A 21911-nucleotide genomic window follows, 5' to 3' on the forward strand; every position below is an offset into this window, starting at 1 on the left:
GCGTGGCCGCGCACCTGCCGCCCGCCGTGGCCCGCGCCTGGCGTGGCCGCGCACCTGCCGCCCGCCGTGGCCCGCGCGGTGCCCGCCCGGTCGGCCGCGGTGGCCCCGCACCACCCCGAGCCCCGTCCGCGACGACCCCTGTCCGGGACGCGGGCCGACCGCCGGTGTTCCCTTCGGACGCGACGCCCGGCAGAATCCTCGCATGGGGGAGAACGGATGGCGCTGGAGCGATGCCTGGATCTTCGTCTCGGTGGTGATCGCCAGCGGTGCGGGACGGCACCGCCGCGCGGCGTCCAGCCGCCGCCCCGAGGGGGTCCGCCTCGCCGACGTGCTCTCCACCGCCGACCACCTCAACCAGGCGATCCCCGAACGGCACGAGGTGGAGGCCGCGGTCCGTCGCCTCGTCGGGGCCGGGCTGGTCAGCGTCAGCGACGGCTGGTTCCGGATCACCGCCGACGGTGAGCGCCTCTGGCGCACGCGCCCGAGCGCCGGGCTGGCCACCACGGTCGACACCGTGCAGGGCGTACTGGCCCGGCGGCACGCCCCGGTCAGCGCGGAGTGGCACCTGGACGAGGCCGACCACGCCGCCGCCGTCCAGGAGTACGTGGTGCGGTCGATCCCGGCGCCCCGGCGTTCCCCCGAGAACCGGTCCCGCCGGGACTGACCGGCCGCCGGCGCGGCGGGCGGATCACGCGGGCGCTCAGCGGACCGGGTGGCCCGCCCCGCGCAGCGCGTCCTTGACCTCGGCGACGGTCAGCTCGCCGAAGTGGAAGACGCTGGCGGCGAGCACCGCGTCCGCGCCGGCACCGATCGCCGGCGGGAAGTGTGCCACCTGGCCCGCGCCGCCGCTGGCCACCACCGGCACGTCGACCACCCGGCGCACGGCGCCGATGAGTTCGAGGTCGAAACCGGCCTTGGTGCCGTCGGCGTCCATCGAGTTCAGCAGGATCTCCCCCGCGCCCAGCTCGGCGCCGCGGCGGGCCCACTCGACCGCGTCCAGCCCGGTGCCGCGCCGGCCGCCGTGGGTGGTCACCTCGAACCCGCTGGGCGTGCCGCCGCCGGGCGCGCGCCGCACGTCCAGCGAGAGCACCAGCACCTGCCGGCCGAACCGGTCGGCGATCTCGGCGATCAGCTCCGGACGGGCGATCGCGGCGGTGTTCACCCCGACCTTGTCCGCGCCGGCGCGCAGCAGGGTGTCGACGTCGGCGACCTGCCGGACGCCACCGCCGACGGTCAGCGGGATGAAGACCGACTCCGCCGTGCGGCGGACCACGTCGAGCATGGTGCCCCGGTCGCTGGAGGAGGCGGTGACGTCGAGGAAGGTCAGCTCGTCCGCGCCGGCCCGGTCGTACGCCGCCGCCAGCTCCACCGGGTCGCCGGCGTCGCGCAGGTCGAGGAAGTTGACCCCCTTGACCACCCGACCGGCGTCCACGTCGAGACACGGGATGACCCGCACCGCCACCGTCATGCCGCGAGCCTATCCTTCCCGGCGCCGGCGGTGACCGGCCGGTGAGGCCGGCCACCGCGTCGAGGGGCCATGACGCCGGCAACGGCGCCCTCGCTCAGACCCGGACGAGCATCTTGCCCAGGTTCTCGCCGCGCAGCAGGCCGAGGAACGCCTCCGGGGCGTTCTCGATGCCGTCGACGACGGTCTCGTCGTACGAGACCTTCCCGTCGCGCAGCCAGCCGGCCATCTCGCGCACGAACTCGTCGCGCAGGTGGTTGTGGTCGCCGACCAGGAAACCGCGCAGGGTGAGCCGCTTGCCGATGAGCAGCGCCAGGTTGCGCGGCGCGGCCGGCGGCTCGGTGGCGTTGTACTGCGCGATCATGCCGCAGATCGCGGCCCGGCCGTGCACCTTCATCGCGGAGATCGCCGCCTCCAGGTGGTCGCCGCCGACGTTGTCGAAGTAGACGTCGACGCCGCCGGGGGCGGCGGCCTTCAGCGAGTCGCGCACCGGGCCGTCGTGGTAGTCGAACGCGGCGTCGAAGCCGAGCGCCCGCAGCCGCTCGACCTTGGCCGCCGAGCCCGCGCTGCCGACCACGTGCGCCGCGCCCCGGAGCTTGGCGATCTGGCCGACCAGGCTGCCCACCGCGCCGGCGGCGGCGGAGACGAAGACGGTCTCCCCCGGCTGCATCCCGGCGACCTCCAGCAGCCCGGCGTACGCGGTCAGCCCGGTCATGCCGAGCACGCTCAGGTAGGCGGTGACCGGGGCGAGGTCGGGATCGACCTTCCGGACGGCCTTCGCGTCCAGCAGCGCGTACTCGCGCCAGCCGAGGCCGTGCAGCACGGTGTCGCCGGGCCGGACGCCCTCGGCCTCGCTGGCCACGACCTCACCGACCGCCCCGCCGTCCAGCGGCGCGTCGAGCGCGAACGGCGGCACGTACGACTTGACGTCGTTCATCCGCCCCCGCATGTACGGGTCGACCGACACGTACCGGTTGCGGACCACGACCTGACCCGGACCCGGGGTGGGCACCTCGGTCTCCACCAGCCGGAAGTTCTCGGCGGTCGGCCAGCCCTCCGGGCGGGAGGCGAGGTGGACCTCCCGGCTGCGGGTGCTCACAGCGCCTCGCGGACGGTCAGCGCCACCTCGACGTTGCCGCGCGTCGCGTTCGAGTAGGGGCAGACCTGGTGCGCCTGCGCGACCAGGTCCTCGGCGGCGGCGCGCGCGACGGCCGGCAGGTCGACCACCAGGGCGACGGTCAGCCCGAAACCGCCGCCGCCGTTGGCGCCGATGCCCACCTCGGCCTCCACGACCGAGCCGGAGACATCGGCCTTCGCCTTGCGGGCGACCAGGCGCAGCGCCGAGTGGAAGCAGGCGGCGTAGCCGGCCGCGAAGAGCTGCTCGGGGTTGGCGGCGCCGCCGGCGCCACCCATCTCCTTCGGCACGGCGAGCCCCAGGTCGACGGTGCCGTCGGAGGTGCGGACGTGGCCGTCCCGACCGTCCCCGGTGGCCCGGGCGGACGCGGTGTAGAGCACCTGCATGGTGGTCACTGCTCCTTCTGTCGGTGGATCGTCTCGGTGACCCGGGTGAGGGTGTCGCGCAGGGCGACCAGCTCCGCCTCGGTGAGGCCCGTGGCGCGGGCGACCCGCAGCGGCACCTCGCCCATCCGGTCGCGCAGGGCCCGCCCGTCGCCGGTCAGGCCCACCTCCACCCGCCGCTCGTCGCGCGCCGACCGGGTCCGGACGACCAGCCCCGCCCCCTCCAGCCGCTTGAGCAGCGGGGAGAGCGTGCCGGAGTCCAGCCGCAGGGCGGCGCCGAGCTCGGAGACCGTGGGGGCGTCGTCGTCGCGCTCCCAGAGCACCATCAGCACCAGGTACTGCGGATAGGTCAGGCCGAACTCGTCGAGCACGGGCCGGTAGACGTCGGTGAGGGCGCGCGACGCGGCGTAGAGCGCGAAGCACACCTGCCGGCGCAGCACCAGGTCGTCGGTCACCGGGGAACCGTAACGCGCAATTAGATTGTGCACAACCCATCGGGGCGCGCGGTGACCGGCGCCACCCGCCGCGCGGGCTCAGCGGTCGCCGAGATACGCCTCCAGCTCCACCTCGACCAGGTGCTCCGGGTCGAGCAGGCCGGCCACCACCACCATGGTGGCCGCCGGGCGGACCGCGCCGAAGACCACGTTGTGCGCCCGGCCCACCTCGTCGGCGTACGTCCGGTCGGTGACGTACATCCGGGTCCGCACCACGTCCCCGGGCTCCGCGCCCACCTCGGCGAGCGCGTCCAGCCCGATCCGCAGGGCCTGGGCGGTCTGCGCCGCGGCGTCGCCGACGTGGGTGACCACGCCGTCGACGGTGGAGGTGCAGCCGGCCGTCCAGGCCAGGTCACCGGCCCGCACGACCCGGCAGTAGCCGTACAGCGACTCCCACGGGCCGCCCGAGCCGAGCCGCGTGACGGTCACGCCGCGGCCAGGGTTTCCAGCGCCTGCGCCACGGTGAAGGCGCCCGCGTAGAGCGCCTTGCCGGCGATCACGCCCTCCACCCCGATCGGCTCTAGGGTGGCCAGCGCCCGCAGGTCGTCCAGGGTGGAGACCCCACCGGAGGCGATCACCGGGGCGTCGGTGCGGGCGCAGACCTCGCGCAGCAGGTCCAGGTTCGGCCCGCGCATGGTGCCGTCCTTGGTGATGTCGGTGACGACGTAGCGCGCCGCGCCCGCCTTGTCCAGCCGCTCCAGTACCTCGAAGAGGTCGCCGCCGTCGCGCGTCCAGCCCCGGGCCGAGAGGGTACGGCCCCGCACGTCCAGCCCGATCGCCACCCGGTCGCCGAACTCGCCGCACACCCGGTCGCACCAGACGGGATCCTCCAGGGCGGCGGTGCCGATGTTCACCCGGGCGGCCCCGGTGCCGAGCGCCGCCCGCAACGACTCGTCGTCGCGGATGCCGCCGGACAGCTCCACCTTCACGTCGAGCTGCCGCACCACCTCGGCGAGCAGGTGCGCGTTGGAACCGCGGCCGAACGCGGCGTCGAGGTCGACCAGGTGGATCCACTCGGCGCCGTCCCGCTGCCAGGCCAGCGCGGCCTCCAACGGGTCGCCGTACGTCGTCTCGCTGCCGGCGGCGCCCTGCACGAGTCGGACGGCCTGGCCGTCGGCGACGTCCACGGCGGGCAACAGGGTGAGGCTCACGGTATTTCTCCTCGAAGTCAGGTGCGACGGTCCAGGGCGATCACCACGATCGCCGGCAGTACGAGCAGCAACAGCACGACCAGCGCGATCCGCAGCGCGAGATCGTCGACGAACGACCAGATCAGGACCATCGCCACCAGGGTCAGCAGCACGATGGCGGCCCGCTCGCCGCGGCTGTGCCGGGGCAGCCGGCCCGTCCGCCCCCGGCGCAGCGACGGCGTCATCCGGCGGACCAGCGCCCGCCGCCGCGCCCGCCGGGCCGCCCGCCGCTCGCGGACGACCCGCTCCCGGGCCGCCTCGGCCTCCCGGGCCGCCCGGCGCCGGGCCCGCTCCTTGCTCACGACGTGCCCCGCCGACGGGGCGGCCGGCCGAGCGACCGTGGGCGGGCGGACGGGCGGTTGGCGGGCCGGAGCGGACCCGCCCCGCCGGACAGGCGCTCAGTCACCGGTGGGGAGCGTGGCGAGCCAGTTGCGCAGCAGCGCGGCACCGGTGTCGGCGGACTTCTCCGGGTGGAACTGCGCGGCGCAGAGCGAACCCCGCTCCACGGCCGCCACGAAGTCCGTCTCGTGGTGGGCGGTGGTGACCGTGGCGCCTACCTCCGCCAGCGCGCCCGGCTCCCCGACCCCGTACGAGTGCACGAAGTAGAACCGGCTGTCGGTGGGAAGGCCGGCGAAGAGCACCGACCCCGCCGGCGCCGCGACCGTGTTCCAGCCCATGTGCGGCAGCCGGGCGGCGGCCAGCCTGGTCACCCCGCCGGGGAGCAGCCCGAGCCCCTTGGTCACCACGCCGTGCTCGTCGCCGTGCTCGAAGAGGACCTGCATGCCCACGCAGATGCCCAGCACCGGGCGGCCGGCCTCGACGCGCTCGGCGATCACCGGGCCGGCGCCGAGGGCCTCGATCCCGGCCATGCAGGCGGCGAACGCGCCCACGCCCGGCACCACCAGGCCGTCGGCCTCGGCGGCGGCGGTCAGGTCGTCGGTCACCGTCACGTCCGCGCCCGCGCGGGCCAGGGCCCGCTCGGCCGAGCGAAGGTTGCCCGACCCGTAGTCGAGCACCACCACGCGGCTCATGCCGTCACCACCCTCCGGTCGGCGGCGGCGCGACGCCGCCGCGCGCTCCGCCCGCTCACGCGCTCTCCCCCGGCAGCAGCCAGAGCACCCCGGCGGCCGTGGCCAGGGCGGCGAGCAGCGCGGTGACGACCACCGCGCCGCGCGGGGCGCCCTGCCTGTGCAGCGACCACGCCCCGCCGACCAGCACGCCGGCCAGGATCAGCAGCAACGACGGCAGCACCCCACCCATCAGATTCGCCTTCCGTTCGCGACCGCGGGACTCCGCTGCGCTGCGTTCCTCACGCTCACAGAGCCCTTCCCGTTCGCGACCGCGGGACTCCGCTGCGCTGCGTTCCTCACGCTCACAGAGCCCTTCTCGTTCGCGACTGCGGGACTCCGCTGCGCTGCGTTCCTCGCGCTCACAGAGCCCTTCTCGTTCGCGACTGCGGGACTCCGCTCCGCTGCGTTCCTCACGCTCACAGGGCCCCCTTCGTGCTGGGGATGGCGCCCGCCGCGCGGGGGTCGATCGCCGTGGCCTCGCGCAGCGCGCGGGACACCGCCTTGAACTGGGCCTCCACCACGTGGTGCGCGTCCGGGTGGCCGCCGGGTCGGGCCGCCCGCAGCACGTCCACGTGCAGGGTGATCCGGGCCGCCTGGCCGAAGGACTCCCAGATGTGCCGGGTCATGCTGGTCGGGTAGACCGGCCCGATGTACGGCGCCAGCGCCGGCTCGTCGTGCACCACGTACGGGCGGCCGGAGAGGTCGACGGCGGCCCGGACGAGGACCTCGTCCATCGGGACGGTGGCCGAGCCGTACCGCCGGATGCCGGCCTTGTCCCCCAGCGCCTGGTCGAACGCGGCGCCCAGGGCGAGCGCGGTGTCCTCCATCGTGTGGTGGGCGTCGATCTCCAGGTCGCCCACGGTGCGCACGGTCAGGTCGAAGCCGCCGTGCCGGGCGATCTGGTGCAGCATGTGGTCGTAGAAGCCGACCCCGGTGCCGATCTCGGCCCGGCCGGCACCGTCGAGGTCGATCTCGACGAGGACCTTGGTCTCCTTGGTGATCCGCTCCACCCGGGCGGTCCGGCTCATTGCTTGCCTTTCGGTCGCGACTGCGGGGCTCGCAAGCTCACTCCTCGCGCTCCCACTAGATCTTCTCCATGGCGGCGAGGAAGGCGTCGGTCTCGGCGGGGGTGCCGGCGGTGACCCGCAGCCAGCCCGGCAGGCCGACGTCGCGCACCAGCACGCCGGCGTCGAGCAGGGTGCGCCAGGCGACGGCCTGGTCGTCCCCGACCTCGAACAGCACGAAGTTGGCGTCGCTGTCGGCCACCCGCAGCCCCCGGTCGCGCAGCCGCGCCACGATGCGGTCGCGCTGCTCGGAGATCGCCGCCACCGTGCCGAGCAGGGCGTCGCGGTGCGCCAGCGCCGCCCGGGCCGCGGCCTGGGTGAGCGCCGAGAGGTGGTACGGCAGCCGGACCAGCTGCACCGCCGCCACCACCGCCGGGTCGGCGGCCAGGTAGCCGAGCCGGCCACCGGCGAAGCCGAACGCCTTGCTCATCGTCCGGGTCACCACCAGCCGCGGATGCCCGGGCAGCACCGCCAGCGCGCTGACCGTGCCGGGGCGGGCGAACTCGGCGTACGCCTCGTCGACGACCACCATGCCCGGCGCGACGTCCAGCACCGCGGCGACCACCGCCGGGTCGAGGGCGGTGCCGGTGGGGTTGTTCGGTGAGCAGAGGAAGACCACGTCCGGGGCGTGCTCGCGCACCTGCGCGACCGCCTCGTCGGCGGTCAGCCCGTAGTCGACGCCGCGGCGGGCCGGCACCCACCGGGTGCCGGTGCCGAGCGCCAGGAGCGGGTGCATCGAGTACGCGGGGGTGAAGCCGAGCGCGCTGCGCCCCGGCCCGCCGAACGCCTGGAGCAGCTGCTGCTGGATCTCGTTGGAGCCGTTCGCCGCCCACACGTGGTCGACGGTGAGCCCGTGGCCGAGATAGCCGGCCAGGTCGGCGCGCAGCGCCACGGCGTCGCGGTCCGGGTAGCGGTTGAGGTCGCGCAGCTCCGCCGCGAGGGCCTTGCCGATCGCGTCCACCACCGGCTCGGGCACCGGGTAGGAGTTCTCGTTGGTGTTCAGCCGCACGGGCACGTCGAGCTGCGGCGCCCCGTACGGCGACAGCCCGCGCAGGTCGTCGCGGATCGGCAGGTCGTCGAGCCCGCTCACGCCGCCACCCCGTTCCGCCCGGTGACGGCCCCAGGCCGTCGAGGGTCGGGTCTGCCGCCGCGCCCGCTCACCCCAGCTCCCCCGGGAAGCGCACCTGGACCGCCCGGCCGTGCGCCGGCAGGTCCTCCACGGTGGCCAGGGTGACCACGTGCGGGGCCACCTCGCGCAGCGCCTGCTGGGAGTAGTCGACCAGGTGGATGCCGCGCAGGAAGGACTGCACCGACAGCCCGGACGAGTGCCGGGCGCAGCCACCGGTGGGCAGTACGTGGTTGGAGCCGGCGCAGTAGTCGCCCAGCGACACCGGCGACCAGGCGCCGACGAAGATCGCCCCGGCGTTGCGCACCCGCATCGCCCACTCGCGCGCGTCGCGGGTCTGGATCTCCAGGTGCTCGGCCGCGTACGCGTCGACCACCCGCAGCCCGGCGTCGAGGTCGTCGACCAGGACGACGCCGCTCTGCTCGCCGGTGAGCGCGGTGGTGACCCGCTCGGCGTGCTTGGTGGCCGGCACCTGCCGGGCCAGCTCCCGCTCGACGGCCTCGACCAGCTCGACCGAGGGGGTCACCAGCACGCTGGCCGCGAGGGGGTCGTGCTCGGCCTGGCTGACCAGGTCGGCCGCGACGTGCGCCGGGTCGGCGGTGTCGTCGGCCAGGATCGCGATCTCGGTCGGGCCGGCCTCGGCGTCGATGCCGACGACGCCGCGCAGCAGCCGCTTGGCGGCGGTGACCCAGATGTTGCCCGGGCCGGTGATCATGTCGACCGGGTCGCAGTGGGCGGCGCCCTCGGCGTCGACCGCCGCGCCGTACGCCAGCATCGCCACGGCCTGGGCGCCGCCGACGGCGTAGACCTCGTCGACGCCGAGCAGGGCGCAGGCGGCGAGCACCCGGGGGTCGGGCAGCCCGCCGTTGTCCTTCTGCGGCGGGCTCGTTACGACCAGCGAGCGCACCCCGGCCGCCTGGGCCGGCACCACGTTCATCACCACGGTCGACGGGTACATCGCCAGGCCGCCGGGGACGTAGAGGCCGACCCGGTCGACCGGCACCCAGCGCTCGGTCACCGTGCCGCCCGGCACCACCTGGGTGGTGTGGTCGGTGCGGCGCTGGTCGGCGTGCACCTTCCGGGCCCGGGTGATCGACTCCAGCAGCGCGGCGCGCACCCCGGGGTCGAGGGTGCCCTCCGCCTCGGCGATCGCCTCGGCGGGCACCCGCAGCACCTCGGGCGAGACCCCGTCGAACCGTTCGCTGGCCTCCCGGATCGCCGCGTAACCATGCTCCCGGACCGCCTCCACGAGAGGGCGAATCCGCTCGACGGCCACGGAGACGTCGAGTTGGGCACGGGGCAGCAGGCGGCGCGGGTCACGGACGCCGCCGCGCAGGTCGATCCGGTTCAACACCCTTGCGAGTCTAGGCGGCCCGGCCGGACGGCGACCGGCGCCGCCCGTACGCCGGGACGGTGAGCCGGGACACGCCGCCGCGCCGGGATCGGGCTACGCTCGACGCGTGACTGCGCGGCTGCCGGTGTTTCCGCTCGGAACGGTCCTCTTTCCCGGTCTGGTGCTGCCGCTGCACATATTCGAGGAGCGCTACCGCGCCCTGGTCCGCCACCTGGTCGCGCTGCCCGAGGAGGCCCCGCGCGAGTTCGGCGTGGTGGCCATCCGGGCCGGCTGGGAGGTCGCCCCCACCGGGCCGGACGGCCGGCCGCTGCCCGGCGGCGACGTCACCCTGCACGAGGTGGGCTGCACCGCCGAGCTGCGGCAGGTCACCGAGCGCCCCGACGGTGGCTTCGACATCGTCACGGTGGGAAAGCGCAGGTTCCGCATCGCCGACGTCGACCGCGACGCCGAGCCCTACCTCACCGCCGACGTGGAGTGGCTGCCCGAGCCGGGCGGGCCCGACGAGGTCGCCGACCTGCTCGCCGCCCGGGTGATCTCGGTCTTCCGGCAGTACCTGGGCCTGGTCCGCGCCGACCCGGAGCAGCTCTCCGAGCAGCTGCCGGAGGACCCGACGGTGCTGTCGCACCTGGTGGCGGCCACGGCCGTGCTGACGGTGGCCGACCGGCAGCGGCTGCTCGCCATCGACGACACCGCCGCCCGGCTCCGCGCCGAGCTGCGCCTGCTCAACCGCGAGGCGGCGCTGCTGCGCCAGGTGCGGGCGGTTCCGGTGCCGCTGGCGGAGCTGGCGTCCCCGCCGACTCCCAACTGAGCCCGGGTGCGCCGGGCTCGCGCTCCGGGCGCAGCGAGGGCCAGCGCGACCAGCCGGCCAGCAGGGTGTACGTCACGGCCGCGCCGAACGCGGGCAGCAGCAGGTTGCCGTGCGGCACCGGCAGCACGCCGAGCAGCCACTCGATTCCGCCGGCCCGCAGGTCGGCCGGCTTGTCGAAGGCCTGGCCGACCGGCGCGTCCTCCAGCAGTCGCTCGTAGCCGGCCAGTCCCATCCGCCGGCCGACCTGCCAGGCGACCAGCGCCGCGCCGAAGGCGCCGAACACGGCGGCGAGCAGGCCGACCGGCCCCCGTACCCGGCGCAACAGGAACCACAGCGCGAGCGCGGCGAGCACCCCGAAGCCCAACCCCAGCAGGCTGAACCAGCCGTCGGCGGCGATCGGCTGCTCCGGCTGCGGCTCGGCGTAGATCGCCCCGTCGGCGACCTTGAGCACCGGCGTGTCCGGAGCGAGCGCGGCCCAGAGCAGCCCGAGCGGCACCCCGAGCACGCTCGACGCGAGCACCGCCAGCAGGGCGAGCCGCACCGCCCGCCCGCGCGACAGGTCCGGCTCCGCCGGCGGCGCGAGCGGGTAGCCGGCGGCGTACTCCAGGCCGCTCCCGCCGGGGACGTACTCCACCGCCGCGCCGTACGGCGGGACGCCGGTCGTGGCGTCGTACGGCGGGACGGGCTCCCGGGCGCGGTGCGGGTCGGCGGGGCCGACGCGGGCCGGCGGGCCGGGTTCCGCCCAGGCGGCCGGCGCCCCCGGCTCGTCGGGCCGGCGGCCGGGCCGGTCGGGTTCGGGGGTGTCCGCACTCACCCGGTGATCCTCTCAGGCCCGCGGGCGGCGTGGGTGGCCGGTGGCGGCACGCCCGCTCACCGGGCGAACGGCTCCAGCATCACCGCGGCGGCCTTCAGCCACGCCTGCCGGGTCTCCTGCTGGAGCTGGTGGTACTCGATCGAGGAGCCGGTCTCCAGCGCCGGGTCGTACGGCACCACGGCGACGGCCCGGGTGCGGGTGGCGAAGTGCCGCTCCAGATCGTCCTGCAAGGGCGAGCGGCCCGGCGTGGGGCAGGAGATCAGGGTGACCGCGTTGTCGGCCAGCTCCCCCATCCCCACCTCGTGCAGCAGGTCGAGCATCCAGTCTGCGCTGAACGCGGCGTCCTCACGCGGCACGGTGGTCACCACGAGCTGGTCCGCCGCCTGCATGACGGTGCGCCAGTTGGCGCTCTCCACGTTGTTGCCGGTGTCCACGCAGACCACGTCGTGGGTGCGCCGCAGCAGCTCCAGCACCCGCCGGACGGTGAACTGGTCGAGCCGCTGGGCGAACCGCGGGCTCTCCTCGCCGGCCAGCACGTCGTACGAGCCGTCGGAGGCGTGCCGCAGGTAGTCGTCCAGGTGCTCCAGCAGCTCGGGCCCCTCCTTGATCTCGACGTGGGCGAGATCGCTGACCAGGTGCCGGATGGTCCGGGCGTGCCGGGCGCTGCCGGCGCGCAGCCCCAGCGTGCCGCGCAGCTCGTTGTCGTCCCAGGCCAGCACGCCCCGCCCGCGTACGCTGCCGACGGTCGCCGCGGCCAGCACGGTGGCGGTGGTCTTGTGCACCCCGCCCTTCGGGTTGGCGAACGCGAGCACCCGGGGGGTGCCAAGGTCGCGGCGGAGCACCCCGACGGCGCGCTCCAGCTCGTTCTCCGCGCCGCGTGGGCGCCACTCGACGCGCGCCGGATAGCCCCGATCGGCGGCCACCGGCGCGGCGGGCGGCGGCACGGCGGCCACCGCCGCGGCGGTCGGTGGTGGCGCGGCGGGCGGGGGCGGCGTCTGGTGGGCGCGCCGGGAGCGGTAGCCGTTGTCGAGCACCGCGTAGCGGGACTCGACCGGGGGCGGCTCGTGCCGGTAGCCGTTGTCCAGCACCGCGTAGCGCGACTCGACCGGCCCCGGGCCGCGGCGCGGCTCGGACTCGATGCGGGGCGGCGGGGGCTGGGCCGGCACCCGGTACGCCGGCTCGGCGGGATATTCCGGATCGGCCCGGTAGGTGGGCTCGACGGGATCAGACCGGTAGGTGGGCTCGACGGGATCAGACCGGTAGGTGGGCTCGATCGGGGCGGCGCGGTAGGCGGGCTCGGGTGGGTACTCCGGCTCCGCGCGGTAGGCGGGCTCGGGTGGGTACTCCGGCTCCACCCGGTAGGCGGGCTCGGCCGGTTCCATCCGGTAGGCCGGCTCCACCCGGTAGGTGGCCTCGGCCCGGTAGCCGGCGTCGACCGGGCGACCGTACTCCGCGCCGTACGGCGGCGGGCCGGGCTCCGGCACGTACGGCTCGGGGGCCCGCCCGATGGCCGGCACCCGCGCGGCGTAGCCGTTGCCCGACGAGCGGCGGGGCAGCGGCTCCGGTGGGAGGGGCGGCGGATCGGCGTGCCGGTCGGCTTCGGCCTGCTCGGCCGTGCGGCTGCCGTGCCGGGCCCGGTCGAGCAGCGCCCGCCACCGCGGTGCTGGTTCGGCCGGCCGCCCCCAGCCGGTCTCGCTGCCCTCCACGGCTCGCCCTCCCAGCGCCATCGATGCCCGTCTGACAGGCTACGAACGAAACCCTATTCGGACCACACCCGTCTACGCACCTTCGGTTCTTCCTCCCGTCACGGCACGGAGCCCGGTGTGCCGCCGCCGTTGGCGTCTGCCGAGGTCGACAGGGCCAGCGGACGCGGCCCGCCGGGCGGTGACCCGACCGAGGCGGGTGACGCGTCCGTCACGCCCGGTGCGGGTTCCGACGTTTCGCCCACCGCCGGGATCGGCGACGGGTCCCGGCCGGCCGCCGGGGCCGGTCCCGGAGAGCGGCCCCGTCGGGCGGTGGGCGGGGATGTCCCTCGTCGGATCGTCACGGGCGGGACGACGCTCAGTCGCGGAGGATCTCGAGCGCGCGGTCCAGGTCGTCAGGGTAGTCGCTGACGAAGCGCACCTCGTCCCCCGTGCGGGGGTGCAGGAAGCTCAACGACCGGGCGTGCAGCCACTGCCGGGCCAGGCCCAGCCGGGCGGAGAGCGTCGGGTCTGCGCCGTAGGTGAGGTCACCCACGCACGGGTGCCGCAGCGTGGAGAAGTGCACCCGGATCTGGTGGGTCCGCCCGGTCTCCAGCCGGACGTCGACCAGGCTCGCGGCCGGGAACGCCTCCACCGTGTCGTAGTGGGTGATGCTCGGCTTGCCGCCGGAGACCACCGCCCAGCGGTAGTCGTGGGTGGGGTGCCGGTCGATCGGGGCGTCGATGGTGCCGCGCAGCGGGTCGAGGTGCCCCTGCACCACCGCGTGGTAGCGCTTCTCCACCTCGCGGTACTTGAACGCCCGCTTCAACGCGGTGTAGGCCTGCTCGCTCTTGGCGACCACCATGATGCCCGTGGTGCCCACGTCGAGCCGGTGCACCACGCCCTGCCGCTCGGCGGCGCCGCTGGTCGAGATGCGGTGCCCGATGGCGGCCAGCGCGCCGATCACCGTCGGGCCGGTCCAGCCGGGGCTCGGGTGGGCCGCGACGCCGACCGGCTTGTCCACCACCACGATGTCGTCGTCGGCGTACACCACCCGCAGCCCGGGCACCGCCTGCGGCACCACGGTGGGCGGGGCGACCGGCGCGGGCAGGGTCACCTCCAGCCACGAGCCGGCCTTCACCCGGTGGGAGTTGGGTCGGGCGACCCCGTCGACCAGCGCGTCGCCGGCGTCGACCAGGGCCGCGGCGGCGGTGCGGGACAGCCCGAACAGCCGCGACACGGCCTGGTCGAGCCGCATGCCGTCGAGGCCGTCGGGAACGGGCAGGGAACGGTGGTCGCCGCCAGCGGCGAAGGCGGCGGTCATGCCCGCTCCCGCTGCCCGGCGTCGGCCCGCGCCGGCTCGTCGGTGGCCGCGCCGTGGCCGATCCGGCTGCCGTCGCGCTGCCGGCCGGTCAGCTCCAGCAGGAGGGCGAGCAGCACGCCGCAGACCAGGGCGCTGTCGGCCAGGTTGAACACCGGAAAGACCCGGCCGTACGGTGCGAAGACGCTGACCATGTCCACCACGTGCCCCACGAACCAGCCCGGGGCGCGGAAGACCCGGTCGACGAAGTTGCCCAGGGCCCCGCCCAGCACCAGGCCCAGCGAGATCCCCCACGGCAGCGAGCGCAGGCGCAGCGCCATCCAGACGATCCAACCGACCACCCCGACGGTGATCAGCGGGAAGACCCAGGTGTAGTCGGCGCCGATGCTCCACGCCGCGCCGCTGTTGCGGGTGAGGCTGAGGTAGACCGCGCCGCCGAGCAACCGGACCGGCTCCCGGTTTTCCAGGGCCCCCAGGGCGAGGTGCTTGGTGGCCGCGTCGGCGGCGAGCACGGTCAGCGCGATGCCGAACAGGGTGACGACGGCCCGGCGGTGGGGCGTGCCGGCCCTCGGCTCGGCGCTGCCGGCACCCGGCTCAGCGCTGCCGGGCCCTGCGGGCGGTGCTTCGGACATCTGCTCCCCATCGACGCTCGCGGCGACGCTCGCGCGCCGCCTCCCATGGCCGCCGGGGAGCGGGCCTCAGCGCCGCTCCTCCAGCTGCTTGCACGTCACGCAGAGGGTGGCCGACGGGAACGCGGCGAGCCGCTCCACCGGGATGGGGTTGCCGCACCGCTCGCACCAGCCGTAGCCACCCTCGTCGAGCCGCTCCAGCGCGCGCTCGACCTGCGTGATCCGTTCCAGGATGCTGTTGGCGAGAGAGATCTCCTGCTCACGCTCGAACGTCTTGGTCCCGGTGTCGGCCTGGTCGTCCCCGGCCGAGTCGGTCAGCCGGTCGCGCTGCAGCTCGGTGATCTCGCTCAGCGTCCGATCGTACTCGGCGCGCAACTCGTCGCGCCGCGCCGCCAGGGCCGCCCGGATCTTCTCGGTCTCCGCAGCGCTGCGGGTGGCCTTCGCCACCGGCTTCCGGCCGGCGGTCCTGGTGTCGGCTGGCTTCGCCATCGTCGCTCCCTCGGCCGCGGAACCGCGGCGGTCCGCGGCACCTGGACAGGGGCCGCCGGCATCGGCGCCCCCAGGTACAAAAGGGGCGCGCGGCGACGGCGCCGCGCACTCCGGAGGTTCGCAAGAATACGGAACGTACAGGCGCACGACAACGTGCCGCACCGACGCACCGACGTTCGGCCCCTAGTCATCCCTAACCGGGGCAAAAGGAACGCTAGCAGATCACGCGTCCGGGCCCCGGCCGTACTCGCCAAACCAGCGGGCCAGCCGGCCCCGCCGACTGACCGCCCGCAGCCGCCGCTCCGTCTCGTCGCGGACCCCGGCGGTGGCCACGATCAACATGCTGTCGCCGGTCTTGAGCCGGAAGTCCGGGCCGGGCACGACACCCGCCCCGTCGCGCAGCACCAGCGTCACCGAGGCGCCCAGCGGCAGCCGCAACTCGTCGACGTGCACCCCCGCCAGCCGCGAGCCGGGCGGCACCTCCAACTGGAGCAGGTCCGCGCCCATCCGCTCCAGCGGTGCCGTCTCCACCCGGATCTCGGTCGGCTCGGCCGGCGCGGTCACCCGCAGCCGGCGGGCCACCGGACCCAGCGTCCCGGTCTGCAGCAGCGTGAAGATCACCACCAGTACGAAGACCGCGTCGAAGAGCCGGTCGGCGCCGGGCACCCGCTGCGACAGCGGGATGGTGGCGAGCACGATCGGCACCGCCCCACGCAGCCCCGCCCAGGACAGGAACGCCTGCTCGCGCAGGTCGAACCGGAACGGCAGTGCGGACGCCGCCACCGACAGCGGCCGGGCCAGCAGGACCAGTGCCAGCCCGGCGACCACCGCCGGCAGCACCGCCGAGCCCAGCCGGCCCGGCGAGACGAGCAGCCCGAGCAGTACGAAGAGCCCGATCTGGGCCAGCCACGCGAGGCCGTCGGCGAAGCCGAGGATCGCCTGCCGGTGCGGCAGCCGGGCGTTGCCGAGGATCACCCCCGCCACGTAGACGGCGAGGAAGCCCGAGGCGTGCAGCACCGCGCCGGCCGCGTAGGCGAACACCGTCAACCCGACCGCCGCGATCGGGTAGAGCCCCGCCGACGGCAGCGCCGCCCGGCGCAGCGCCCACCGCCCGCCCACGCCGGCCGCGAAGCCGACCGCCGCGCCGGCGCCCAGCTCGTAGCTCACCAGGGAGACCTCGTACCACCACGGGTGGGTGATCCCCTCCCGGGACAGCAGCACCACCAGCAGCACGACCGGGGCGTCGTTCATCCCCGACTCCGCCTCCAGGGTGGCCACCAGGCGCGGCGGCAGCCGCAGCCGGCGCAGCGTGGCGAAGACCGCCGCCGCGTCGGTGGAGGAGAGCACCGCGCCGTAGAGCAGGGCCAGCCGCCAGTCCAGGCCCAGCAGCAGGTGCACCACGAGGCCGACGACCAGGATGCTGACCACCACGCCGACCGTGGAGAGCAGGGCGGCCAGCCCGAGCACCGGCCGCAGGGTGCTCCACCGGGCGGTCAGCCCGCCCTCGGCGATGATCACGATGAGCGCGCAGAAGCCCAGGGTCCGGGTCAGCTCGGCGTCGTCGAAGCGGATGCCCAGCCCCGCCTCCCCGATCGCCACCCCGAGGGCCAGGTAGACCAGGAGGCTCGGCACGCCGAGCCGGGTGGAGAGACGGACGGCGCCGACCGCGACCAGCAGGACACCCGCGCCGAGCAGGAGCGCGAGATCCAGCCCCGGCGTCACCGCCGCCCGGCCCCGGCGTCGGTCACCCGGCGGCCCCGTCGCGCAGCCGGCGCAGTGCCTCCGCCAGCTCGGGGGCGGGGCCCTCGACCAGGAAGAGCTTGTCGCGGCTGGCGGCGCCGGCCCGCAACGACACCACGCCCGGCCGTACGCCCAGCGCACCGGCCAGCGCCCGCCGGGCCGCCTCGGTGGCCCGCCCGTCCACGGCCGGGGCGTTCACCGCGATCACGAGGGCGGGCCCGTGCGGCCCGTCGAAGCGGCCGCCGACGCGGGCCCGGGCGGAGCCGGGCTTCACCCGGACCGCGACGGTCAGCGTGGCGTCCATCAGGGAACCGTCCCGCCGCTCAAATCCGACCGGCGTCGGCGGCGAGGGCGGTGTCGGGCGCGCAGCGGGCGCACGGGGTGAAGCCGAGGTCGACGGCCTCGGCGACCGGCAGCGGCTCGTGCTCCCGGCCCGCGAGGTAGGCGCAGTCGGCCAGGTGGTAGCGGGGCCGCCCGTCGACCACCCGCACCTCGGCGTCGAGGCGGGCCACCCGGGCGGCCTCGACCGGCGTGACGTTCTGCGCGGGCGGCTCGTCGTCGTACGGCACGGCGGGGCCGGCGCCGGGCGTGGCCGCCGGGACATCATCGTCGGTCGCCGACGGCTCGGGTGGTTGCCGCCACCCGGTGCCGTCGGCGTCGACCGTGGGAGGAACGTGCTGGACGGCGATCTCCGGCTCCACCGGCGGCCCGCCGGCGAAGGCCGGCCCGGCCGGGCGGGTCGCCCGGCGAGGCCGCCACCCCGGCCGGCCCGGATCCGCCGTCGCCCGGTCCGCGGCCGCCTGGCGGGCGCCCGCGACCAGCGCGACGGCGGCCAACAGGCTGGCCGCGATGGAGATGGTCAGGAGAACGCTGGAGCCACCGGCCAGGCCGAGCACCAGCAGCACCACCGCGACGAGGATGAGCAGGAGACTGGCGACTATCACGGCTCACCCCCGCCGCGTCGTGCTGATGAGGCGAGGTCGGCGACCGTCATGGTGGCGACGGTCGCCGACCGATGGTTCAGCGACCGGCTTCGAGAGCGCCGGAACGACCGCCGCCGTAGGAGCCGGCGAGACCGGCCGTGGCCAGCCCGTTGCCGCCGCTGGCGGCTCGGGTGCCCTCGACACCCCGGGTCATCTCGGCCTCCAGGCCCTGGCCGCGACCGTCGAGGTCACGCAGCTGGCTCTCCAGGTAGGCCTTGAGCCGGGTGCGGTACTCGCGCTCGAACTGCTTGAGCTCCTCGATGTGCTTCTGCAGGGCGGTGCGCTTGGCGTCCAGGCCGCCCATGGCCTCCTGGTGCCGCTGGCGGGCGTCGCGCTCCAGGGCGTCTGCCTTGGCGCGGGCCTCGCGGGTGACCTCCTCGGCCTTGGAACGGGCCTCGGAGAGCAGTTGGTCGGCCTCGCGACGGGCGTCGGAGACGTGGTCGTCGGCCGTCCGCTGGGCCATCATCAGCACCCGCAGCGCCTGCTGCTCGCCGTCACCGCCGACCGCCGGGCCACCGGCGGTACGGACCTGCTCCAGCTCGGCCTGCATCGCGCGGGCAGCCTGCTCGGCCGCCGCCTTGTCGCGCTGCACCCGGTCGAGCTGGGCCTTGACGTCGTTGAGCTCCGCCGCGAGACGGGCGTCGCCGCCGGGGCCGGCGGGGGCGCCACCACGGCCGCCGCGCTCCACCTGGGCGCGCAGCTCGTTGTTCTCCTCGATGAGACGGGCAAGCTCGCGCTCGACCTCGTCCAGGAAAGCGTCGACCTCCTCCTCGTCGTAGCCCCGCTTGCCGATCGGCGGCTTTTTGAAGGCGACGTTGTGGACGTCGGCCGGGGTCAGCGGCATCGAAACTCCTCGGGTCAGTTGCGGCCGCGAAAGCGCGTCGGTCATCAGACGGTGCCGATGATCGACCGCCTCAACACGAACTCCATCAGCACGAACAGGATAACCAGGAGCACAAGTGAGGCCAGGTCGATGCTCACGGTACCAATTCGCAACGGAGGGATCACACGCCTCAACGCGTTGAGAGGGGGATCAGTGACGCTCCACACGATTTCCAGCCCTACCGATGCCCCGCGCCCCGGCTGCCAGCGGCGGCCGTACTGCAGGACGGCGCTCAGGACGAACCGGGCCAGCAGGACGAGCAGGAAGAAGTACAGCACCAGATACAGCACTTGCAGCACGATCGACAACACGGCAGGTGACGTCCCTCGGGTCGGGCGGGGCTAGCTCAGGCTGAAGAAGCCGCCCTCGGCGATCTTGGCCTTGTCCTCCGCGGTGACCTGGACGTTGGCCGGTGAGAGCAGGAACACCCGATTGGTCACGCGCTCGATCGTACCCCGCAGCCCGAACGCGAGGCCGGCGGCGAAGTCGACAAGTCGACGCGCGTCCGCCTCGTCCATCTCGGTGAGGTTGATGATCACCGGAACGCCGTCCCGGAAGTGCTCACCGATGGTGCGCGCCTCGCGGTACGTGGTGGGGTGCAGCGTGGTGATCTGGTAACGCTGCTCCTCCTCGGCCATCACCGCACGCTCCCGGGGTTGTGCCTGCGGCGCCAGGGCCAGGTTGTCGCGGGTGTGGTAGGTCAACGCGCCCGAGGTGTCCCCGGCCGACGGCCGGGTGATCGAGCGGACGCTGGACCGCTCGGCCCGCTCCGGCCGGTCGGTGTCGCCCCGCTCGGCGTCGGCCGCCCGGGCGGCGGCGCGCTCGGAGAGCCGGCCACGGTCACCGATCCGGGACCGGGGCGCCGGAGGCTCCTCGGAGTCGTCCTCGTCCTCGTCGGCGAACTCCTCCGAGTACCGGCTCTGCCGGTAGCGCGAATCGCGGTAGCCACCCTTGTCGTAGCCACCGTCGTCGTAGGCCCGCTCGTCGTCCTCTTCGACCAGACCGAGCCAGACCCCCGCCTTGCGCAGTGCACCCATCCCGCGCCCTTCCCGTCCGCCGTGCGGCACGCGCCCCCGTACCGTGTCGCTTGTCGCGAGTGGACCACTCTTGCCCACCGGAGCGGATCGGCAATCCCCTGACACGCGATTCGCGTCGCGTGCCACGACCCCCGACAACGGGACGCCGCTCCCTCAAACAACACAGCTGTAATTTGCTTCCCGCGGTCAGGCTACCGCAGCGTGGGACGCATTCCGAGCAACGCGCTGCCGACGCGGACATGTGTCGCGCCGTACCGGATCGCGATCTCCAGGTCGCCGCTCATCCCGGCGGAGAGCGCGGTGGCTTCCGGGTGGACCGTCCGGAACGCGGCGGCCACCTCGGCCAGCCGGGCGAACGCCCGCTCCGGCTCCCAGCCCAGCGGCGCGACCGCCATCAGGCCGGTCAGCCGCAGCGCCTCCGCGCCGGCCACCGCCTCGGCGACCGCGTCGAGCCCGGCACCCGGGTCGGCCGAGTCCGGCAGCGCCCCGCCCCGGGCCGCGTCACCGTCGATGCTGACCTGGACCAGCACCTCCAGCGGCCGGTCCCGCACCGCCGACGACGCCGCGTCCAGCGCCCGCGCCAGCCGGACACTGTCGACCGAGTGCACGACGTCGGCGTAGCGGACCACCGAACGGGCCTTGTTGCGCTGCAACTGCCCGATGAAGTGCCACCGGGCAGTCACCCCGGCCGCGGCCACCTCGGCGGCCTTGGCGGCCGCCTCCTGGTCGCGGTTCTCCCCCACGTCGACGACGCCGAGCCCGGCCAGGGCCACCACGTCCCCGGCCGGGTAGGTCTTGGTCACCGCGATCATGGTGACCTCGGACTCGTCCCGCCCCGCGGCGGCACAGGCGTCCGCGATCCGGGAGCGTACGCGGCCCAGGCCGGCCGCGATCTCGGCGCGCCGGTCCGAACGCACCGTGGCTTGGCTGTCGGTCATCGCGGTGCTCAGGAACCGTTCTTGAGGAAGTCGGGCACGTCGACGTCGTCGAAGAGGACCCGGCGGGGCGACTGCTGCGGGGCCGGCATGGTGGCCGGCGGGGCGACCGGTGCGCTCGGCTGCGCCGGCTGGTTCTGGTTGCTCTTGCGGGGCGGCTCGGCCGCCTTGTAGGCCGGGGCGCCCCCGTCGAAGCCCGCCGCGATGACGGTGACCCGCACCTCGTCGCCGAGCGCGTCGTCGATGACGGCACCGAAGATGATGTTCGCGTCCGGGTGGGCCGCGTCGGTGACGAGCTGGGCCGCGTCGTTGATCTCGAACAGGCCGAGGTCCGACCCGCCGGCGATGGAGAGCAGCACGCCGCGCGCGCCGTCCATGCTCTGCTCCAGCAGCGGGCTGGAGATGGCCGCCTCGGCCGCCTCGACGGCGCGGTTCTCGCCGCGCGCGCTGCCGATGCCCATGAGCGCGCTGCCCGCGCCGCTCATCACGCTCTTGACGTCCGCGAAGTCCAGGTTGATCAGACCCGGCGTGGTGATCAGGTCGGTGATGCCCTGGACACCGGAGAGCAGCACCTGGTCGGCGGTGCGGAACGCGTCCATCATGCTGATGTTGCGGTCGCCGAGCGCCAGCAGCCGGTCGTTGGGGATGACGATCAGCGTGTCGCACTGGTTGCGCAGCTCGTCTATTCCGGACTCCGCCTGCACCTGGCGGCGCTTGCCCTCGAACGAGAACGGCCGGGTGACCACGCCGATGGTCAGCGCGCCGAGCTTGCGGGCGATGTTCGCCACCACGGGCGCGCCGCCGGTACCGGTGCCGCCGCCCTCGCCGCAGGTCACGAAGACCATGTCGGCGCCCTTGAGCACCTCCTCGATCTCGTCGCGGTGGTCCTCGGCGGCGTTCTTGCCGACGTCGGGGTTGGCGCCGGCGCCGAGCCCACGGGTCAGCTCGCGGCCGACGTCGAGCTTGACGTCGGCGTCGCTCATGAGCAGCGCCTGCGCGTCGGTGTTGATCGCGATGAACTCGACGCCCTTGAGCCCAACCTCGATCATCCGGTTGACGGCGTTGACGCCGCCGCCACCGATGCCGACGACCTTGATGACCGCCAGGTAGTTGTGCGGAGGTGTCATCTCCGGTCCTTTCCCTTCGAGATTGGCATGGGCCGACCGGGTAAGGCCTGGCCAAACCAGCGGCCGACGACAGCTGTCACCAGTGAGCGTGAGGATCAAACCCTCACCCTCTACTAGAGGCTTACACTTATGTCAACCACTGATCCCCTTCGGGGCAACGTAAGCGCCCTCACGCGATGAGC

27 protein-coding genes are annotated in these 21911 nt (G+C 74.8%); 2 read left to right on the forward strand and 25 right to left on the reverse strand.

Annotated elements, in window-relative coordinates; translation table 11 throughout:
- Positions 1 to 202: 202 nt before the first annotated feature.
- Positions 203 to 664: a hypothetical protein gene (locus ACSNN9_RS12130; protein ID WP_436673153.1), complete on the forward strand. Its 462-nt coding sequence runs from the start codon at positions 203 to 205 to the stop codon at positions 662 to 664.
- 36 nt (positions 665 to 700) lie between these two features.
- Here ACSNN9_RS12130 and hisF read toward each other — a convergent pair whose 3' ends face one another.
- From hisF to hisD, 12 genes are all read right to left on the reverse strand, one after another.
- Positions 701 to 1468, reverse strand: a complete 768-nt coding sequence (gene hisF, locus ACSNN9_RS12135; RefSeq protein WP_357876562.1) for an imidazole glycerol phosphate synthase subunit HisF — start codon at positions 1466 to 1468, stop codon at positions 701 to 703.
- Positions 1469 to 1562: 94 nt separating this feature from the next.
- A complete protein-coding gene (locus ACSNN9_RS12140; protein WP_436673154.1) occupies positions 1563 to 2564 on the reverse strand; it encodes an NADP-dependent oxidoreductase in 1002 nt (333 codons plus the stop codon).
- Positions 2561 to 2986: an organic hydroperoxide resistance protein gene (locus ACSNN9_RS12145; protein ID WP_436673185.1), complete on the reverse strand. Its 426-nt coding sequence runs from the start codon at positions 2984 to 2986 to the stop codon at positions 2561 to 2563. Before ACSNN9_RS12145 ends, ACSNN9_RS12140 begins: the two co-directional genes overlap by 4 nt.
- Positions 2987 to 2991: 5 nt before the next feature.
- Positions 2992 to 3438: a MarR family winged helix-turn-helix transcriptional regulator gene (locus ACSNN9_RS12150; RefSeq protein ID WP_358091237.1), complete on the reverse strand. Its 447-nt coding sequence runs from the start codon at positions 3436 to 3438 to the stop codon at positions 2992 to 2994.
- 78 nt (positions 3439 to 3516) lie between these two features.
- Positions 3517 to 3906 (reverse strand): RidA family protein, encoded by a 390-nt coding sequence (locus ACSNN9_RS12155; protein WP_436673155.1) that lies wholly within the window; start codon positions 3904 to 3906, stop codon positions 3517 to 3519.
- Positions 3903 to 4628, reverse strand: coding sequence for a bifunctional 1-(5-phosphoribosyl)-5-((5-phosphoribosylamino)methylideneamino)imidazole-4-carboxamide isomerase/phosphoribosylanthranilate isomerase PriA (gene priA, locus ACSNN9_RS12160; RefSeq protein WP_358091239.1), 726 nt, complete (start codon positions 4626 to 4628; stop codon positions 3903 to 3905). The genes ACSNN9_RS12155 and priA overlap by 4 nt, the downstream gene beginning before the upstream one ends.
- A 17-nt stretch (positions 4629 to 4645) precedes the next feature.
- Positions 4646 to 4969: a hypothetical protein gene (locus tag ACSNN9_RS12165; protein WP_436673156.1), complete on the reverse strand. Its 324-nt coding sequence runs from the start codon at positions 4967 to 4969 to the stop codon at positions 4646 to 4648.
- A 96-nt stretch (positions 4970 to 5065) separates the two neighbouring features.
- Complete coding sequence (hisH, locus tag ACSNN9_RS12170) at positions 5066 to 5698, reverse strand: imidazole glycerol phosphate synthase subunit HisH (RefSeq protein ID WP_436673157.1); 633 nt, start codon at positions 5696 to 5698, stop codon at positions 5066 to 5068.
- Positions 5699 to 5753: 55 nt separating this feature from the next.
- Complete coding sequence (locus ACSNN9_RS12175) at positions 5754 to 5927, reverse strand: hypothetical protein (RefSeq protein ID WP_436673158.1); 174 nt, start codon at positions 5925 to 5927, stop codon at positions 5754 to 5756.
- A gap of 226 nt (positions 5928 to 6153) precedes the next feature.
- Complete coding sequence (gene hisB, locus ACSNN9_RS12180) at positions 6154 to 6765, reverse strand: imidazoleglycerol-phosphate dehydratase HisB (protein WP_357876546.1); 612 nt, start codon at positions 6763 to 6765, stop codon at positions 6154 to 6156.
- Positions 6766 to 6820: 55 nt separating this feature from the next.
- Complete coding sequence (locus ACSNN9_RS12185; protein ID WP_436673159.1) at positions 6821 to 7891, reverse strand: histidinol-phosphate transaminase; 1071 nt, start codon at positions 7889 to 7891, stop codon at positions 6821 to 6823.
- A gap of 67 nt (positions 7892 to 7958) precedes the next feature.
- Positions 7959 to 9281 (reverse strand): histidinol dehydrogenase, encoded by a 1323-nt coding sequence (hisD, locus tag ACSNN9_RS12190; RefSeq protein WP_436673160.1) that lies wholly within the window; start codon positions 9279 to 9281, stop codon positions 7959 to 7961.
- Between the two features lie 106 nt (positions 9282 to 9387).
- On the opposite strand from hisD, the gene ACSNN9_RS12195 reads away from it, so the two are divergent.
- Positions 9388 to 10089, forward strand: a complete 702-nt coding sequence (locus tag ACSNN9_RS12195; RefSeq protein ID WP_436673161.1) for an LON peptidase substrate-binding domain-containing protein — start codon at positions 9388 to 9390, stop codon at positions 10087 to 10089.
- On the opposite strand, the gene ACSNN9_RS12200 is transcribed toward ACSNN9_RS12195, so the two are convergent.
- From ACSNN9_RS12200 to ftsZ, 13 genes are all read right to left on the reverse strand, one after another.
- Complete coding sequence (locus ACSNN9_RS12200) at positions 10004 to 10903, reverse strand: DUF2567 domain-containing protein (RefSeq protein ID WP_436673162.1); 900 nt, start codon at positions 10901 to 10903, stop codon at positions 10004 to 10006. The genes ACSNN9_RS12195 and ACSNN9_RS12200 overlap by 86 nt on opposite strands.
- Positions 10904 to 10959: 56 nt before the next feature.
- On the reverse strand, positions 10960 to 12609 hold the full coding sequence (locus tag ACSNN9_RS12205; protein ID WP_436673163.1) for an AAA family ATPase: 1650 nt from the start codon (positions 12607 to 12609) through the stop codon (positions 10960 to 10962).
- Positions 12610 to 12964: 355 nt separating this feature from the next.
- Positions 12965 to 13909, reverse strand: coding sequence for an RluA family pseudouridine synthase (locus tag ACSNN9_RS12210; protein WP_436673164.1), 945 nt, complete (start codon positions 13907 to 13909; stop codon positions 12965 to 12967).
- Positions 13906 to 14538 (reverse strand): signal peptidase II, encoded by a 633-nt coding sequence (gene lspA / locus ACSNN9_RS12215; RefSeq protein WP_436673165.1) that lies wholly within the window; start codon positions 14536 to 14538, stop codon positions 13906 to 13908. Before lspA ends, ACSNN9_RS12210 begins: the two co-directional genes overlap by 4 nt.
- A gap of 66 nt (positions 14539 to 14604) precedes the next feature.
- The gene (locus tag ACSNN9_RS12220) at positions 14605 to 15024 is read right to left on the reverse strand and encodes a TraR/DksA family transcriptional regulator (protein ID WP_121400566.1); all 420 of its coding nucleotides are present in this window, start codon (positions 15022 to 15024) and stop codon (positions 14605 to 14607) included.
- 222 nt (positions 15025 to 15246) lie between these two features.
- Positions 15247 to 16746 carry a potassium/proton antiporter gene (locus tag ACSNN9_RS12225; protein ID WP_436673166.1) on the reverse strand — a complete coding sequence of 500 codons (1500 nt, stop codon included), beginning with the start codon at positions 16744 to 16746 and terminating at the stop codon, positions 15247 to 15249.
- Positions 16747 to 16768: 22 nt separating this feature from the next.
- Entirely contained in the window at positions 16769 to 17068 is a 300-nt protein-coding gene (locus tag ACSNN9_RS12230) for a DUF167 domain-containing protein (RefSeq protein WP_436673167.1), read from the reverse strand.
- 19 nt (positions 17069 to 17087) lie between these two features.
- Positions 17088 to 17708: a hypothetical protein gene (locus ACSNN9_RS12235; RefSeq protein ID WP_436673168.1), complete on the reverse strand. Its 621-nt coding sequence runs from the start codon at positions 17706 to 17708 to the stop codon at positions 17088 to 17090.
- Between the two features lie 76 nt (positions 17709 to 17784).
- The gene (locus ACSNN9_RS12240; protein ID WP_436673169.1) at positions 17785 to 18591 is read right to left on the reverse strand and encodes a DivIVA domain-containing protein; all 807 of its coding nucleotides are present in this window, start codon (positions 18589 to 18591) and stop codon (positions 17785 to 17787) included.
- A 44-nt stretch (positions 18592 to 18635) separates the two neighbouring features.
- On the reverse strand, positions 18636 to 18941 hold the full coding sequence (locus ACSNN9_RS12245) for a YggT family protein (RefSeq protein ID WP_088999245.1): 306 nt from the start codon (positions 18939 to 18941) through the stop codon (positions 18636 to 18638).
- A gap of 30 nt (positions 18942 to 18971) precedes the next feature.
- Positions 18972 to 19667: a cell division protein SepF gene (locus ACSNN9_RS12250; RefSeq protein ID WP_436673170.1), complete on the reverse strand. Its 696-nt coding sequence runs from the start codon at positions 19665 to 19667 to the stop codon at positions 18972 to 18974.
- Between the two features lie 191 nt (positions 19668 to 19858).
- Positions 19859 to 20605, reverse strand: a complete 747-nt coding sequence (locus ACSNN9_RS12255) for a YggS family pyridoxal phosphate-dependent enzyme (RefSeq protein ID WP_436673171.1) — start codon at positions 20603 to 20605, stop codon at positions 19859 to 19861.
- Between the two features lie 8 nt (positions 20606 to 20613).
- Positions 20614 to 21729, reverse strand: a complete 1116-nt coding sequence (gene ftsZ, locus ACSNN9_RS12260) for a cell division protein FtsZ (protein WP_357883525.1) — start codon at positions 21727 to 21729, stop codon at positions 20614 to 20616.
- Between the last annotated feature and the right edge of the window lie 182 nt (positions 21730 to 21911).

Origin of the sequence: Micromonospora sp. URMC 107, from assembly GCF_051386315.1 — a bacterium.
Classification (GTDB): Bacteria; Actinomycetota; Actinomycetes; order Mycobacteriales; family Micromonosporaceae; genus Micromonospora.

Coding starts and splice junctions, on each gene's coding strand:
- ACSNN9_RS12130 (WP_436673153.1), top strand. CDS start 203: ATGGGGGAGAACGGATGGCGCTGGAGCGATGCCTGGATCTTCGTCTCG.
- hisF (WP_357876562.1), bottom strand. CDS start 1,468: ATGACGGTGGCGGTGCGGGTCATCCCGTGTCTCGACGTGGACGCCGGT.
- ACSNN9_RS12145 (WP_436673185.1), bottom strand. CDS start 2,986: ATGCAGGTGCTCTACACCGCGTCCGCCCGGGCCACCGGGGACGGTCGG.
- hisH (WP_436673157.1), bottom strand. CDS start 5,698: ATGAGCCGCGTGGTGGTGCTCGACTACGGGTCGGGCAACCTTCGCTCG.
- ACSNN9_RS12175 (WP_436673158.1), bottom strand. CDS start 5,927: ATGGGTGGGGTGCTGCCGTCGTTGCTGCTGATCCTGGCCGGCGTGCTG.
- hisB (WP_357876546.1), bottom strand. CDS start 6,765: ATGAGCCGGACCGCCCGGGTGGAGCGGATCACCAAGGAGACCAAGGTC.
- ACSNN9_RS12210 (WP_436673164.1), bottom strand. CDS start 13,909: ATGACCGCCGCCTTCGCCGCTGGCGGCGACCACCGTTCCCTGCCCGTT.
- lspA (WP_436673165.1), bottom strand. CDS start 14,538: ATGTCCGAAGCACCGCCCGCAGGGCCCGGCAGCGCTGAGCCGGGTGCC.
- ACSNN9_RS12220 (WP_121400566.1), bottom strand. CDS start 15,024: ATGGCGAAGCCAGCCGACACCAGGACCGCCGGCCGGAAGCCGGTGGCG.
- ACSNN9_RS12230 (WP_436673167.1), bottom strand. CDS start 17,068: ATGGACGCCACGCTGACCGTCGCGGTCCGGGTGAAGCCCGGCTCCGCC.
- ACSNN9_RS12240 (WP_436673169.1), bottom strand. CDS start 18,591: ATGCCGCTGACCCCGGCCGACGTCCACAACGTCGCCTTCAAAAAGCCG.
- ACSNN9_RS12250 (WP_436673170.1), bottom strand. CDS start 19,667: ATGGGTGCACTGCGCAAGGCGGGGGTCTGGCTCGGTCTGGTCGAAGAG.
- ACSNN9_RS12255 (WP_436673171.1), bottom strand. CDS start 20,605: ATGACCGACAGCCAAGCCACGGTGCGTTCGGACCGGCGCGCCGAGATC.
- ftsZ (WP_357883525.1), bottom strand. CDS start 21,729: ATGACACCTCCGCACAACTACCTGGCGGTCATCAAGGTCGTCGGCATC.